This window comes from Alkalilimnicola sp. S0819, assembly GCF_009295635.1.
Lineage (GTDB): Bacteria > Pseudomonadota > Gammaproteobacteria > Nitrococcales > WHIW01 > S0819.
This window is the reverse complement of record NZ_WHIW01000002.1, coordinates 87,109-102,082: the sequence shown is the minus strand read 5'-3', so window position 1 is coordinate 102,082 and position 14,974 is coordinate 87,109. Positions and strand designations below refer to the sequence as shown.

The following is a 14,974-nucleotide window of genomic DNA, read 5'->3' as shown; positions in this document are numbered from 1 at the left end:
ACAGTCTCGCAATAAAAAACGGCGGCCGACGGCGTCTCGCACGCCGGCCGCCGCAAGGGGAGGTCATCAGCGCCGCATTTTGTGCATGCGCTCCTTCATCCGGCCTTCCATGCCCAGCTGCTTGGCCATGTCCATGAGGTCCCCCTCCATGCGCTTGCGATCACGGGGCGAGAGGCCGCGCATGTAGAATTCCGGGTTCTCCACCATGGTTTTCATGATCTCCCGGGACGGCCGATCCCAGTCGACATAGGCCGTGCCGCCACAGGGAATGGGGATGGGCCCGCCGTTGGCGGCCAGCCCGTTGCCGCATTCCACGGTGCTGGTGTGTTCGGCGCTCTCCTGGCGTACGTCCATAGCGTTTTTGTCAATCATGGCGACACTCCCTTTGCATTGTTGCTGCGATGAGGTCCGCGGCGACTACGGCGGACTAGCGAGGTGACGATAACAAACGCCATTCGCCGCGGCCCGCCCCCAAACAGGGGGGCTCGCGCCGCGCCTCCACTTCCGCGCACGGTCAGCGCGCCGGGTCCACCAGGCCGCGACGCACGGCTTCCAGAGTAGCCTCGGCACGTCCGGAAACATCCAGCTTGCGGTAGATATTCTTGATGTAACCGGCGGCGGTATTGGACGTAATGCCCAGAGCCTTGGCGATATCGCTCCGATTGAAGCCGCGGGCGAGCAGATTGAGTACCTCAGCCTCGCGCCCGGTGAGATCGGGGCTGGCCTCCAACTGCCGGCGCTGAAAATGCCGCAGCACACGGCGTGCGATACCGGCGGACAAGGGCGGCTGGCCCTGGGTAATGTCCCGCAGCTGGCGCAGCAACTGCTCACGGGGCTGGTCCTTCAGCACATAGCCCTGGGCACCGCTCTGCAACGCCGAGAACAGATGGCGATCGTCATCGAAGATGGTCGCCACCACCGTGTAGGTATCGGGCCGCTCCCGCGCCAACTCCTCCACCAGGCTGATGCCGCTGCCGTCGGGCAGGCTGATATCGATGATGGCCAGGTCAAAGCGCGCCTGGGTCAGCCGCTGACGCGCCTGACCCAGGGTGGCGGCAGGGGTTACTTCGATACCGGGAAAGGCATCCTCCAGCAGTGCCATGAGCCACGCTCGCGGCTCATCGTGGTCCTCCAGCACCAATGCGTTACGCATCATCGTCCTGCTCCCTTGTCTGCCCCAGGGGCATGCTCAAACGCACCTGATAGCCGTCGCCCTGGGCCTCGGCGTGCAGGCTCCCACCAAGCTCCATCGCGCGAGTACGCATATTGTGCAGGCCTCGCCCGGGCAACTGGCCGGCCGGGCGCCGCTCGGCGCCGTCATTGTTCACGCGCAGCCTGAGACTGTGCTGGTCGGCGGTGGCGGTGATCACCAGACGGCTCGGGTGCGCATGGTGCAGGGCATTGCTTACCGCCTCGTGGATGATGCGCTTGAGGTTTATCGCCTGACGCGCGCAAAGCGATACGCCCGGCACCCCCTCGCAGTGCCATTCCAGCACCGTGGGCACGCTGTGCAAGCGCTGCTCCACCTCCAGCTGCCACTGGTCCAGGCAGTCCAGCAGCTCCACCCGCACCTCGTCATCCAGGGCGAAGATGCTCTCGCGCAGCGCCCGCAGCGCGGCCCGAGCACGGTCGGCCTGTTTCTCGTCAGGCGCGCCGAGCACCAGACTCAGCAGTCGCGCACCCACATCATCGTGCAAATCGCGCATGATACGGCGACGCTCCTCCCTGGCGCCCGCCTCCCGGGCTGTGCGGGCCTTTTCCGCCTGTTCCGTGACCGTGAGCATGGCCCGCACCATATCCAGATCGCGACGACCGAACAGGCGCGCGCCGCGCTGGCTGTATACCAGTTCCAGGCCCTGATCGCTCCCGGGCACCGGGACCTGCATGCGGGCCCCCTGCTCCACCAGGCACGGCGCCGACGGGGCAGCCACCCAGCGCACGTCCAGGGGATGGAAAATATTCTTCAAGACACGGCACCACCGATGCGCCATGTCCGCCGATCCGTTCGCCGCCAGCAAACCACCCACCAGCGTCGGCAGATGATCCTCCAGCTGTTCCTGCCCGCTGGCCGCAAAGGTACTCCAAAACCATTGCCGCACCGGGAAATAGACCCAGCCCACGGCGATCACCGAAACGCCCAGCGCCGCTACCGGTTGTATGCCGAACACAAACACTACGGCCGCGTCCACCAGCAACACCGCCAGTCCACCGAAGAACCACAGCCAGGCACCGAACCACCAGCGCTCCAGATCAAACAGGCGATAGCGCAGAATGCCCAAGGCAAGCCCCAGGTAGAGCGTCACCGCAAAACCCACCATGGCGGTTTGGGATATCAGCAACTGCCGCTGAAGCATCGCCGGCACGAAATAGACCATCAGGCTCATGCCCGTGGAAATGAACACCGACAAGAACATCCAGCGCAGCGCCGCACGATCCAGCGGCCGGCCTCGCGCGGCGCGCCACTGCCAACTCGCCGCCAGCACACCGGCGAAGTACATCAACAGAATGGGGAAATAGAAATCGTGCAGCGGCCAACCCCACCAGCGCTGGTGATCGTTGAGCACCAGCACCAGACCGAGCACGCACAGAATATAGGCTGGTGCGCGACGCACCAATCGCCGGGGAAAATACAGCAGCAGGCCCAGCAGACTGCCCAGCATCAAATAAAGAGCGCCGTGATTGAACTGGCCCAGGGCGGCGAGCAGCGCCGGGTCAATGGCCAATTCCCGCGACAGGTACAGGGAATTGCTCCAGGTGGCGAGGAAAAAACCCAGCCCGGAGAGCAGAAACAGACGGGTGGCCGGTTGCCCTCGGCGGAAGGCCCAAACCCCCAGCCCCGTCAGCCAGGCGACCATCCCGAACAGGTGAAACAGCCAGAAGGGGGCCGGCAGTGCGCGCACGGGGGTCTCGGCTCGGGGGGCGAGACTTAGCGCCGAGCCATTGTCCAGCAGCGCCGTGAAGTGCGGCTGCTGCAAATAAGCCCAGAACTCACCCTCCCGCTGTAGCCGCGCGTCATAGGCTTGGTAGCTCGCCAGCACGTGGGGCTCCAGCGCCGGCTCGAAACCCGCCGCATGCAGCCGGCCCAAGGCGGGATCTTCCAGCGCGACGATCAAATCACCGGGCACCAGCTGCTGAGCCGCGGGGCCGCTCTGAGCCACCGCCGTTACCCGCAAGCCCGGCCCCTCCATCCGCAGCTGGAGACCCAGCCAGGGCTGGCGCACGGCCAACAGCACCGCCAATACCACCAGCGCCAGCGCCAAGGCACTGCCGGCGGCGATCAGGCTCATGGGTGCCACGCGCGGCAACCAGGCGGCAACATCCGCGGCCCCTCCAACGGCCGGCGCGCCGCCTGTCGGGGCCTGGCTATCGACAATGGACATGGCTTTCCTCTACCCCCCGGATGGAGCTATCAGCATGCACAGCGCTACCCGCCCCGTCGACCCCCCAAAGGGAGCCCCGTCAGCCGAGCGCTGAAGGGGCAGGGCGTGCCGGTTTTCATGGCGCCCGGCCCTTCGCTACACTTCCCGGCCAGCGACACGGAGAAACCCGCTTGCGCGCATCCACCCGCCCCCAACGCCATGCCGTCGCCCCCGGCGCCCTGCTACTGCTGCTGGCGGTGGTCTGGACGCCGGTGCTCTACAACACTCTGCCCCGCAGCCTGGATGCGGCGCTGCTGGCACCGATACTCACGCCCGCCCTGCTGAGCGCGGCGCTGTTGTGGTACTTCGCGGTGGTGGAGCGCTCCGAGCGGGGACTGCGGCTTTTCCGCGGCCCCTGGCTGCCCTGGGCGGAGATCCGCGGCCTGCGTCGACGCACGGCGATGGGTCTGCCCTTCGTGCTGCTGTACCGTGTCGGTCGCCCGCCCCTTTGGCTGCCCCTGTTCGTGCGCCACCGGGACCTGCTGGAGCAGGCGCTGGAGAAGCACTGGCGAGATCTGGGCGGCGGCGGATGAAAGCACCCGAGGACGGATCATGCCCAAATTGCTGATGAACCTGCGCCACGTGCCCGAGGACGAGATCGCGGAAGTCCAGGAGATGCTGGAACGGCGGGGCTTCGATGTCTACCGCACCCCGGCAAGCCGCTGGGGCATTTCCATGGGTGGCCTGTGGCTGCGGGAGCCGGAGGATTACCCCCGGGCCCGGCAGTTGATGGATGAATACCAGCAGGAGCGGCAGCAGCGGGCAAGGGAGGAATACCAGCGCGCCCGGGAGAGCGGCGAGCTGGAGGGCCCGCTGCGGCACCCCGTGCGCACCGTGGCCATTGTCGGTGCGATCCTGGTGGTGCTGTATTTCTCGATCAAGCCGTTCTTGAGCTTGGGCCCGTAAGAGCGACTCCTACCGCGGTACAGCAGGCACGCCGTTATCGCGGCAGGAAGCTGAGAGCCACGCCGTTGTTGCAATAGCGCTTGCCGGTGGGCGGCGGGCCGTCGTCGAAGACATGGCCCTGGTGGCCGCCGCAACGGATGCAGTGGTACTCGGTGCGCACCATGAACAGCTTGCGATCCTGCTTCATCTCCAGCGTGCCGGGAATGTAGCTGAAGAAACTGGGCCAGCCGGTGCCGCTTTCGAACTTCATCTCGGAGGTGAACAGGGGCAGGCCGCAGCCGGCGCAGACGAAGACGCCCGCCCGGTGCTCATCATTGAGCGGGCTGGTACCCGCCCGCTCGGTGCCCTCCTTGCGCAGCACCTTGTAGGCCATGGAATCCAGCCGCTCCTTCCACTGCGCCTCGCTCAGCTCCAGGCGATCCCCCGGGCCGGGCACCTCGGCGCCCTCGGGGAGGAACGCCCGCCAGTTGCGCTGCATCTCTTCCACGGTACGGTTCATCACTCGCTCCTCGGCGGTGGCCAGCGCGCGCAACAGGGGCGCCGCCGCCAGCAAGAAACCGCCCGTCGCACTCAAAAAGGTTCTGCGTCGCATCAGGAACACCTCCGGCCCTACCACTGGGGCTGAAACACCATCAGCGCGAATATCAGCAGCGCGCCCAGGCTCTCCGGCCAACGCAACCGATACCACCAGATCATGTAGCGTCGAAAGCGCGCCGGCAAGGGCTGGCCCTGCGCCGCACAGGCTTCGGCCAGGCGCGCCGCACGCCCCTGCAGCCACATCACCGGCAGCCAGATCAGCCCCACCAGGCTGAAGACCACCACGCTGGCCACCAACCAGGGGGTATCCCGGGGCAAGCCCCGCAGCTCGGCCAGGCTCATGCCGCTGAGCAGCAGGAGCAGCACGGCGGGGACGATCAACAGGCGCTCGGCCCGCACCACCGCGCGGGCGGTGGCCGCCATATGGGCCGCATCGCCCGCCCGGTCGGCCTGCAGCATGAAGAAGGCCGTGGTCAAGCCGGCACCGAACATCACCACGGCGGCGAGCAGATGCAGCAGCTTCAATGCCGAAGCCAACGATTCCAAACAGGCACCTCCTTCAACCGCCCCATAGTTGCTGCTCCAGCAGCGCTCGCAGGGCCGCCACATCATGCACCGTCAAATGATCCCCCCGCACACCCAGCAGACCTCGCTCCTGCAGCTCGCGCAGGGTCCGCGAGAGCGTCTCCGGCGTCAGGCCCAGGCGGGAGGCGAGTACCCCCTTGCGCGCCAGCAGCGACACCGTGGCCTCGCCTTCGGCCACTTCCGCGACCCGGTTGACCAGAAACCGCAGCACCCGTACCAGGGCGCTGTGGCCGGCCAGGGACTCCACATCGCGGGCCAGGGCATGGAACTGGCGCCCCAGGCAGGTGAGCATGGCACGGGCGAATTCGCCATCCTCCTGTACCCATTGCTGCACCGCGGCGGCGGGAATGAGGATGAGATTGGACGGTTCCAGCGCCTCCACGTAGTAGGGGAAGGGCTGATTGGCGAACAGCTCCGCCTGACCGAAGCTGCGCCCGGGCAGCAACAGCTCCAGCACCTTCTCCTGGCCGGTGGCCGAGGGGAAGGCGAGCTTCAGGGTGCCGGCGGTGAGTATGGCCACGCCCCGGGGCGTCTCGCCGGCCTGGGCCAGAAACTGCCCCGGGCGCAGATGCAGGGTCTGGGCACTGCGTCCCAGCGCCCCCAGCGTACTGTCGGCCAGACGCGTGAACGGCGGTGTGCGGCGCAGCTGCTCGGCCACGGCGCGGGTTTCATCGGCTGTCGCGTTCATGGGCGCGGGTTCCTATCCACAATCCATCGATGCCCTTGGGCTTTTTTGTCCGCCAGGCGGCTCTCGGCAAGGGCGGCAAGCCGGGCTGGGGCTGGTGGTCGGCTTCTTTCGCGGCCAAGGCCGCTCCCACAGGGGAGGGGTATCCCATGGCTTGCCGCGGCCTCCCCGTGGGAGCGGCCTTGGCCGCGAAAGCCCAAGCAATTTGATCAAGCTCTCCCCTGCCAGTATGACGGCAACAAAGGACGAGCTCTTGACCCAGAGCAAGTCCCTGTACGCAAGCATAGCGCGCCAATCGTTCACGATAAGGCAACAATATGTTTCTTTTTAAACAGATTGTTTCATGAAAATTCCTGCGTATGGTGGGAGGCGGTTCATTAACGGGAGGGCCGCGGACCATGTGGCGCAACACACAAGAGCGATTCGGCCTGATGGCCCGACTACTGCATTGGAGCATCGCCCTGCTGCTGGTGGTGTTGTTCGCGCTGGGCTGGTGGACCACCGAGATGGACTATTACGACCCGCTCTACCGCGTGGTGCCGAACCTGCATCGCAGCCTGGGCATACTGGCCCTGCTGCTGATCCTGGTTCGCCTGGGCTGGGCGCTGTACGACACCCGCCCCGCGGCGGTGGCGAGCATGCCCCGCTGGCAGGCGCTGGCGGCACGCTTCACTCACTGGCTGCTGTACGCCGCCATGCTGGGGCTGCCGGTGAGCGGCTATCTGCTCAGCACCGCCGACGGCCGGGGCGTGGAGGTCTTCGGCCTGTTCGAGATCCCCGCCCTGCTCCCTGCGGCGTCGGGCCGCGAGGAGATCGCCGGCACCATTCACTACTTGCTCGGTTTCGGCGGCGCCTGGCTGGTGCTGCTGCATGCGGCGGCGGCGCTGAAACATCACTTCATCGATCGTGACGACACCCTTCTCAAGATGATCGGCAAGCCGAAAGGAGACTAGATCATGCGTACCATCAAGACGCTTTCCGCCCTTACCCTCAGTGCGTCCCTGCTCGCCTCCGGCGCGGCCCTGGCCGCCCCCGAGGAGTACAAGCTGGACCCCACCCACAGCTTCATCGAGTTCAGCATTCCGCACCTGGGCATCAGCGTGCTCAAGGGGCGCTTCAACGAACTCGGCGGCAGCTTCGTCTACGACGAGGAAAACCCCGCCGCGTCCTCGGTGAACGTGCAGGTGCGGACCGCCAGCGTGGACAGCAACCACGCCGAGCGGGACAAGCACATTCGCAGCGAGGACTTCCTGGAGGTGGGCAAATTCCCGGTCGCCCGTTTCGAGAGCAGCAGCTTCGAACCCACCGAGGGCGGCGGGGTGCTCAAGGGTGAGCTCAGCCTGCACGGCCAGACCCACCCCATCACCGTGGACGTAGCGCATGTGGGCGCGGGCGAGGACCCTTGGGGCGGCTACCGTCGCGGCTTCACCGGCGTGGTGGAGATCGACCGCGGTCAGTGGGGCATCGACACCATGAAGCCCGAGGGCGAGACCGTGAAGCTGGAGATCTTCCTGGAAGGTATCCGCCAGTAAGCGGAAAGCGCCCGCCCCTGTAGGAGCGGCTCATGGCCGCGAATCTTCTCTTGCGGGAAAGACATTCGCGGCCATGGGCCGCTCCTACAGGCGTTTACACCCGCAGCGCGGTCTTCAACAGCCGCGCGATCCAATGCCAGCGGTTGATCACCAGGGCCAGGAAGATCAGGGCGCAGCCCGCGAACTGCAGCAAGCCCATGGTCTCCCCGAACCACCAGCCGGCGAGCAGCGCTGTCCACACCGGCTCCAGCATCATCAGCACCGCCGCGTGGCTGGAACTGGTCATGCCCTGGGCGCGAATCTGCAGGTAGAAACGCCCCACCGTCGCCAGCAGCATGCTCGCCAGCAGCCAGCCCCAGATCGAGGGCGCGACCACCGTGGGCCAGTCTTCCAGCGCCACGGAAACCGCCAGCGCCACCACCCCCACCACCAGCAGTTGAATGCCGGTCAGGGCCACCACCGGAATGCGCCCCACCACGTGGGTATTGATGTTGAACAGCAGCGCGAAGAACAGCGCCGCGCCGAGGAAGTACCACTGGCCCGGCTCGATGCGAAAACCGTGCTGCAGGGAAAGACAGGCGAAACCGGCGATCGCCACCGGCAAGGCCACCCAGGTACTGCCCGGCGGCCGGTCCCCGAACACCCAACGGGCGATCACCGGCACCAGCACGATCCCCAGCGCCGTGATGAAGGCCCCCTCCCCCAGATGCCGGGCGTGGTGCAGGCCCATGATCCAGCAGACGATGGCGGCGGCGAACAGCGCCCCCACCCCCAGCGCCTGGCGCCAGCCGCGCCGGTCCAGCGCGCGCACCGAGCGCCAGCCCAGCGCCAGCAGGATCAGCCCGGCGAAGCCGAAGCGTATGCCGATGAACAGCTGCGGCGGCAGCCCCACCAAGGCTTCCTTGGAGAAGATCCAGCCGGCCGCGGCCAGCAGGGTGACCAGCAGCAGGAGTGCGTCGGCGCGCAGGGAGTGGGAGGAAGTTGCGGCGGACAAGGCGGCCTCCGAGGTGGCAGAGGCCGCCGATTATGCCTGAAAGTGCCGGCCGCTGTGGGCGGGCTCAGAACCCGTAGGCGATACTGCCCCAGACCCGCGGCGTGCGCTGCTTGTCGTCGGACAGGGCATCACCGCCGTCCACCGCCCAGGCGCTGCTCAGTTCCAGTTGCAGCGCGCCGATGCCATAGCGCAGCCCCAGCCCGCCGCCGGAGATGTTGCGTCGCTCGTCCCGGTTCACGCCACCGCCCGGGGTGCGGCCGGCATCGAAGAACAGGAAGGGCTCCAGCCCACGGGGCGCGCGGTAACGCAGCTCCAGCTGGGCCAGCCAGCCCCGGCTGTCCGAGCCCTCGCCCACCGGGTAGGCGCGCACCCCGTCGGGCCCGCCCAGATAGAAGCTCTCGGAACCGTCGATGACTTCACGATCGGCCCATTGGCCGCTGAAGCGACCGAACAGCGTGAGCCCGCCCCCCAGGGCCTGCAGCCGCGCCAGTTCCAGATTGACCTTGGTGAGCCCGTAGTCGGCGTCCGCGAGCCCCGTCTGCCGGCTCTCGAACTGCACCGGAGTGATCACCAGGCCGCCGTAGCTCACGCCGCCACCGGCCAGGCCGTCGCGCACATCGAAGCGCAGCCCCAAGGGTAGGCTCTGGCTGGTGGCGGCCTTGTCGTAGAGGATATCTTCGGCGGTGTCGTCCAGGTCCTTGTGCTGCCAAGCGGCGGTCAGCAGGAAGTTCGCCTGCTGACGGCGGATCAGCGGATAACTCAGGCCCAGGGAGCCGATCTTCGCCGTGCCCGTGTAGCCCTCGAAGCCCTTGCCCAGCTGGTAGTCGGTGTGGGCGTAAGCCACGGAGCCGCGCAGGCCGCTGCTGCCCAGCGGCAGGCTGTAACGGATATCGCCGAACCAGGTGTCCTCGCTGGTGTAGAGCGCGGTGAGGCTCGCCTCGTCCCCCACCATGAGCACCCGGTTGACCGCCAGCCGGCCCCGGGCGCGGTATTCGCCGGAGTACCGGCTGCCGTGGTTATCCAGCGCCACTTCGCCGCTGACCCGCGGTGCCGCCGCCACTCGCACATCCAGATCCCCCGTGCCGTGGCGCTCCCCCGGGCGCATGACGGGGGTAAGGCGCACGCCGGGGAGATCACCGGCAATGAGCAGCGTGCGCTCCAGCGCGTCGGAGGCGATGGGCTCGCCCGCTTTCAGCGGGCGCAGATAGGCCTGCACCGCGCTGGCAAGCCGCGGCTCGCCGCTGGCGGCCACCTCGCCGTAATGGCCTTCGATGATATCCAGGCGCAGCCGCCCGTCATCCAGGCTCTGTGCCGGCAGCACGGCCCGGGCGAAGGGATAGCCGTGCTCCCGGTAGTGGCGACTGACCCGGTTGGCCAGCGCCTGCAGCCCGGCCAGGTCATATGCCTTGCCCAGCACATCGCCCAGAGCGGTCAGCAATTCGGCATCGGAGTACAGCGCATTGCCCTGGAAGTCGATGCGCGTTATCCGCGCCCGGGCGCCACCCGCCTTGCGATCGCGCAGGGGCTCGCCCCGCAGGTCGATGTCCACGGACGGCGCCAGCGGCGCGGCGGTATCGGGCTGCATCTGCTGATAGACCTGGCCGGCGTCGGGGGGCGTCTGGCCCAGGGCCGGGGCGGCTGCCGCCAGGGCCAGCGCGCACAGGGCCGCCTGGCGGGTGAAAGTCATAGCGTGTTTCATCTTCATTATTCCTGATTCGAGGCGTCCCGGCGGATGCCACCGTCCACCACGAACAGCCGCAAGGGGCCCTGGCTGTGTTGCTCACCCGCCTGGGGCGCGGCGCCCCGGGGGGCTTCCTCGCCGCGCAGTTCCACCACCTCCAGACCAGCACTCATGGTGGGTGCGGCACGCTCGGCGGGCGGCTGAAAATCAGTGACCCCCGTTAACTTGCCCGCCTCTTGCTGCACGGCGCCGGTGGCGGCCTCCCTGCCCGGCTCCGTACCGGGGGCCACCACCAGATCCGCGCCCACGTAGGTGATCTGGTAATTGGGATTGTGCGCGCCGTTCACGGTGCCCCGCAGTATCCGGTACACACCGGCAGCGCGGCCCGCCTGGCGGCTCAAGGCGCCCTGCAGGCGCTCACCCGCCACCAGGCCGCAGTCGGCCTGCAACGCGCCGCAATCGGTGCGATAGCTCAAGACCGGATCCGGCTCGCCGGCGAGCTTGCGTTGGGCATCGGCCGTGACCGTGACGGGACGGGGCGTGATGCTCGCGTTGCTGTGGGCGGCGCCGGAGACCAACTGGTAGTTCCCCGTATCCGCCCCGGAAAGGCCGAAGCCGGTGAAGGTCACTACCTTGTTGCTGCCGACATTGCGATCCACGAAACCGGTCAGGTTGCCGGTGGCCACCGTCAGGTCATCGCCGGCCAGCATGCCGTTGGCGCTGACCGTATAACCGCTGAAACCGATGGCGGTGCTGCCGTCGTAGACCCGCTCGCTGGTGCCTCTCAAGGACAGGCCCAGCGAGCGCTTGCTCACGGTGAGCTCGGCGAGGCTGGCCGCATCATCGGTGAAGCCATAACCCAGGCCACTCACCAATCCGCCGTTGTAGGCCACGTCATAGCTGCCGACTACCCGATGACCGCCGGCGGAAGTGCCCCCCGCCGCCGTGGTCCAGGTGGCCGTTCCGCTCGCCAACGGCGCGCTGTCGCCATTGACCAGACCGCCGTAGACGGCGGTGTAGTCGGGCTGGGCACCCCCGTAGACCATGCCCGCCGCCTCGGGGCTGACGGAGAGCAGCGGCTGTTCCCGGAACATCGCGTAGCGACCCCCGCCCAGGGCCGCGGTGTAATTGCTGGCGACCTCATCGCTGTTGTAGCGGAAACGGCCACTGCCGGAACCGAGCAAGGCGACAAGCCCGGTGCTGCCCGCCAAACTGCCGGTGTACAGACGCGTGCCACCGACGGCGTCCACACTGGCCCCATTGATCTTGATATCGCCACCGTTGCCCACACCCGCGGCTTCATTCAAACCGGCGTTCAGCGTGAGGGCGACGCTGTTGGCGCTGCTGGTGTGGACATCCTCGTTCACCGACAGATCGCCACTCAGGGTGGCCACGTCGACGCTCCCGGTGGCCTGCACACCCTTGTAATTGCTGCCATCCCAACTGATCGCGCCTATGGCCAGCGCGTCCTGATCCACCAGCGTGAAATTGCCCACCTGCGTGGCGACCAGGGTGTCGAAATCGTTCTGCGCCGAGTTGAGGCTGGCGCTGTTGCTGTTACGCACCAACAGACTCGGAGCAGTCAGATAATTGCTGCCGGTGGCGCTTATCTGCCCACCCAGGCCGTCGAGCACCACCAGTCCGTCCCCGGTGATGCGGGAACCGCTGTTCACGTTGATGGCCTTGCCCCAGGACCGCTGACCGGCAAGGTGCACGGTGCCCGTGCCGGCGACGACGCTGCCCGGGTCATCCGCCAGCGCGGTATCGCCGATGGCCACGGCATCCGACCACGCCGCCGCCTGGCCATGGATGCTTATGCTGCCGGCGCCCTGGGTGCTGATATCGCCGCCCACGCTCACCCCGCGGGCCGAGTTACCACCGGCATAGCCCTTGCCGCGGATGCTGATGTCGCCGCCAGCGGCATTCAGGGTGCCGTTGACGGAGGCACCGCGGAAAATGGCGTTGTTCTCGCCCAAACCCTTGACCCGATTGTCGCCCAAGCCGTAGCCGAGCAGCGGGTCCGTGCCGCCACCAATGGTGATGTCGCCGCCGTTGGTATTCACCGCGGAGCCTTCCTTGAGCCACACGCTACCGCGCTTCCAGTCGGTCGCGGCCAGATTGCCGTCGGCGCGGGACCAGAGGGTCAGGGACGCATTCTGACCCGCGGCGCCGGTGAGGCTGCCGACACTGTCCACCACCACGCTGGTGCCGGATTTCAGCACCAGATCGTCCCGGTAATTGACCACGCCGCCCACCGTGATGGTGTCCGAGTTGCTGTCACCAATGGTGATGCCGGCGAAGCCGTCGGCGAAGTTCGAGCCAAAATAGCCGCCGGCGATCTCCAGCGCGGTGGCATCACTGCCGCCAATATTGATCTTGCGGTTTGCGCTGCGGATGCGGATGGCCAGTTCGCCGCTGCTGGCCAACGTGCCGCTGACATTCAACGAATCGCCGATGATCTCGATATCGCTGCTGCTGGCGGTAACCGCGGTGGCGGCCTTCTGACCCACCGTGCCCTGAATCAGCACATCATGCTTCCCGCTGCCGGAACCCAGGCCTTCCAGGGTGATCCGGCCGGCATCCGCCAGCACATGCGCGCCGCTGGCGATGGTCACACCGGCGTTCTTCGCCCCGCTGCCCTTGATGTGGATGCCACCCCCGCCGGTGCTCTCGATCTGCGCAAGCCAGGAATAGAAACCCCAGGAATTGTCGGCCGTGGCGTTGTTCTCGGCATAACCCTCGATCAGGATCGCCTGCTCGGCGGCGCTGGCACTGAGTAGGCGGTCGGCCACCTCACTGCTGAACTCCACGCCGTTGGCGCTGCCCGCGCCGGGCAGGGCACCCCCGCCGGGCAGGGCATCGGTGTAGCCGTAGAAATACAAGGTTCCCGTGCCGGCATCGATAGTGTTACCGCTCTCGAGGCGGATGCCGTTGCTGTTGAGGAAGGTATCCGGCGCGGGCGAAGGGTACGGGGTACTCGTTGAGGTGCTGGTGCCTGAGCGCCCCCGGCCCAAGAACGCCATATGACCACCGGCGGTTTCCAGGGTCGTACCCAGCAGGATTATGCCGTTGCTGTTGAAGGCATTGCCGGTGGCCTCCCCATCCCCCACGGTGAGTCCGTTCCAGCTGGCGCTGCCGCTGCCGCCACCCAGCCACAGGTGGCCGCCGTTGGTGCGTACGGTTGCGCCGTCCTTGAGCCAGATCATGCCGCCGTCGGTGGCGTCCTGATCCGCCCAGAAGACGGTGTTGAGCTTGCCGGAGCTGGAGGATATCTCCACGCCTTCATCGACGATGATGTTGCGATTGGCCTTCAGGGTCAGGGTGTTATCGGTATTGCCGGCGCTCACCTGGATGCTGTCGTTGACGAAGATATCGCCGTTGCTGCCGCCCAGGGCCGAGCACGTGACCCCCGTGCAGGAACCGCTGGCGCTGGTGTCCAGGGTCACATTGGTGGTTTCCAGGGCCGCGGCCAGATCGGCACCGGTGACATTGCCGCCGCTGGCGGCGATGGTGATGTCCACCGGGTCGATCAGCCATTCGCCGGTAGCGCCGTCCCGGGCCTGGGTGCTCACCTTCACCTCGTCGATCCGCACCCGCGCCGCGCTGGTCTCGATGAAGCCGCCATCCCCGCCGGTCGGTGCCGAGGCATCCAGCGTGCCGGCCACCTGCAGTTCACCGCCGGCCATGTCCCCCATCAGCATGATGCGACCATTCTCGCCGCTGGCCAGCGTGCGCGCCTCGGTCACGCCGCTGTGATTGATCACGCTGGATGCCAGATCGCCCGCCGCCCTGGCGGTGAGGTAGACCAGCCCGCCATCGGCGCGGATGGCACCGCCCTGCTCGATGTACGTATCCAGCAGCGCCTCTTCCACCTGGATCTTCACCGGACCACCCAGGTCCAGGGTCACCTTGCTGCCGGCGCCCATCAGGGTGCTGCCGCCGGGGGTGTGGATGCTGCCGGTATTGATGATCTCGGCGGCGATCATGGCCACCACCCCGCCTTCCGCGGCGGTGATGTTGCCCTGGTTGATCACGGCGTTGGCGCTGGCCCCTTCGAAACGGTAGTTGCCGGCCATGAAATCCTCGGTGGAAATAGCCAGCGTGGAGGCCACCAGCGAGCCCACGTCCACCTGGGCGCTGGCGCTGAACATCACGCCATTGGGGTTGACCAGAAACACCCGGCCATTGGCGCGCAGCGCGCCGCGGATCCGCGAGACCTGATCGCCGGTGACCCGATTGAGCGCCGCGGCCCGGGCGTTGGGCTGATGAAAGCGCACGGTGTGCCCTTCGCCTACGGAGAAGCTCTGCCAGTCCAGCACCAGGTTCTGGCTGCGCTGCTCCACGGTGAGGGTGTCGCCGTGGCCGTGGATGCCGCCCTCGCCGGCCACCACCGTGCCACCGCTGGGCAAGTCGGCGCCGAAGGCGGGCACGGCCAGCAACAGGCCGCTGGCGGCGAGCAGACGCCGCGGCGCACGGCCTGCGCCGGCCGACTTGCCGCGACGGCGGCCGATTTCGCCGGCCACCTGCCAGCTTCTTCGGGCGGCATTCCAGACAGGCCGATAGATGCGATTCATGAGATCCCCCGGGGACGAAAAGGCGGCTTGAGGCTTATGCCGGGACTGTGCCCAAGGGGGT

Annotated in this window: 13 protein-coding genes; 4 read left to right on the top strand and 9 right to left on the bottom strand. The window is 67.3% G+C overall.

What is annotated here, in order from left to right; translation table 11 throughout:
• Window positions 1-66: 66 nt before the first annotated feature.
• The 3 genes from GBG68_RS02090 to GBG68_RS02080 form a co-directional block, all read right to left on the bottom strand.
• Window positions 67-372 carry a hypothetical protein gene (locus tag GBG68_RS02090; protein ID WP_152144614.1) on the bottom strand — a complete coding sequence of 102 codons (306 nt, stop codon included), beginning with the start codon at window positions 370-372 and terminating at the stop codon, window positions 67-69.
• Window positions 373-514: 142 nt separating this feature from the next.
• Window positions 515-1,156 (bottom strand): response regulator, encoded by a 642-nt coding sequence (locus GBG68_RS02085; protein WP_226801549.1) that lies wholly within the window; start codon window positions 1,154-1,156, stop codon window positions 515-517.
• The gene (locus GBG68_RS02080) at window positions 1,146-3,287 is read right to left on the bottom strand and encodes an ATP-binding protein (RefSeq protein WP_152144612.1); all 2,142 of its coding nucleotides are present in this window, start codon (window positions 3,285-3,287) and stop codon (window positions 1,146-1,148) included. The genes GBG68_RS02085 and GBG68_RS02080 overlap by 11 nt, the downstream gene beginning before the upstream one ends.
• A 263-nt stretch (window positions 3,288-3,550) precedes the next feature.
• Between GBG68_RS02080 and GBG68_RS02075 the strand changes: the two genes are divergently transcribed.
• A complete protein-coding gene (locus GBG68_RS02075; RefSeq protein ID WP_152144610.1) occupies window positions 3,551-3,952 on the top strand; it encodes a hypothetical protein in 402 nt (133 codons plus the stop codon).
• A gap of 19 nt (window positions 3,953-3,971) precedes the next feature.
• Entirely contained in the window at window positions 3,972-4,325 is a 354-nt protein-coding gene (locus GBG68_RS02070) for a DUF6164 family protein (RefSeq protein WP_152144608.1), read from the top strand.
• A 34-nt stretch (window positions 4,326-4,359) separates the two neighbouring features.
• On the opposite strand, the gene msrB is transcribed toward GBG68_RS02070, so the two are convergent.
• Genes msrB through GBG68_RS02055 form a run of 3 tightly spaced genes read right to left on the bottom strand, consistent with a single transcriptional unit; the run spans window position 4,360 to window position 6,135 of the window.
• Complete coding sequence (gene msrB / locus GBG68_RS02065) at window positions 4,360-4,917, bottom strand: peptide-methionine (R)-S-oxide reductase MsrB (protein ID WP_152144606.1); 558 nt, start codon at window positions 4,915-4,917, stop codon at window positions 4,360-4,362.
• Between the two features lie 17 nt (window positions 4,918-4,934).
• Complete coding sequence (locus tag GBG68_RS02060) at window positions 4,935-5,408, bottom strand: DUF2269 family protein (protein ID WP_226801547.1); 474 nt, start codon at window positions 5,406-5,408, stop codon at window positions 4,935-4,937.
• Window positions 5,409-5,421: 13 nt separating this feature from the next.
• Window positions 5,422-6,135 carry a Crp/Fnr family transcriptional regulator gene (locus tag GBG68_RS02055; protein WP_152144604.1) on the bottom strand — a complete coding sequence of 238 codons (714 nt, stop codon included), beginning with the start codon at window positions 6,133-6,135 and terminating at the stop codon, window positions 5,422-5,424.
• A gap of 428 nt (window positions 6,136-6,563) precedes the next feature.
• Between GBG68_RS02055 and GBG68_RS02050 the strand changes: the two genes are divergently transcribed.
• Both GBG68_RS02050 and GBG68_RS02045 read left to right on the top strand, forming a co-directional pair.
• Entirely contained in the window at window positions 6,564-7,085 is a 522-nt protein-coding gene (locus GBG68_RS02050) for a cytochrome b (RefSeq protein ID WP_264372156.1), read from the top strand.
• Between the two features lie 3 nt (window positions 7,086-7,088).
• Window positions 7,089-7,664, top strand: coding sequence for a YceI family protein (locus GBG68_RS02045; RefSeq protein WP_152144600.1), 576 nt, complete (start codon window positions 7,089-7,091; stop codon window positions 7,662-7,664).
• A 94-nt stretch (window positions 7,665-7,758) separates the two neighbouring features.
• Here the strand turns inward: GBG68_RS02045 and GBG68_RS02040 are convergent, their stop codons facing one another.
• The 3 genes from GBG68_RS02040 to GBG68_RS02030 form a co-directional block, all read right to left on the bottom strand.
• Window positions 7,759-8,658 (bottom strand): DMT family transporter, encoded by a 900-nt coding sequence (locus tag GBG68_RS02040; protein WP_152144598.1) that lies wholly within the window; start codon window positions 8,656-8,658, stop codon window positions 7,759-7,761.
• Between the two features lie 64 nt (window positions 8,659-8,722).
• Window positions 8,723-10,357, bottom strand: coding sequence for a ShlB/FhaC/HecB family hemolysin secretion/activation protein (locus GBG68_RS02035; RefSeq protein WP_226801545.1), 1,635 nt, complete (start codon window positions 10,355-10,357; stop codon window positions 8,723-8,725).
• Window positions 10,358-10,362: 5 nt separating this feature from the next.
• Window positions 10,363-14,913 (bottom strand): filamentous hemagglutinin N-terminal domain-containing protein, encoded by a 4,551-nt coding sequence (locus tag GBG68_RS02030; RefSeq protein WP_152144955.1) that lies wholly within the window; start codon window positions 14,911-14,913, stop codon window positions 10,363-10,365.
• Window positions 14,914-14,974 lie beyond the last annotated feature (61 nt).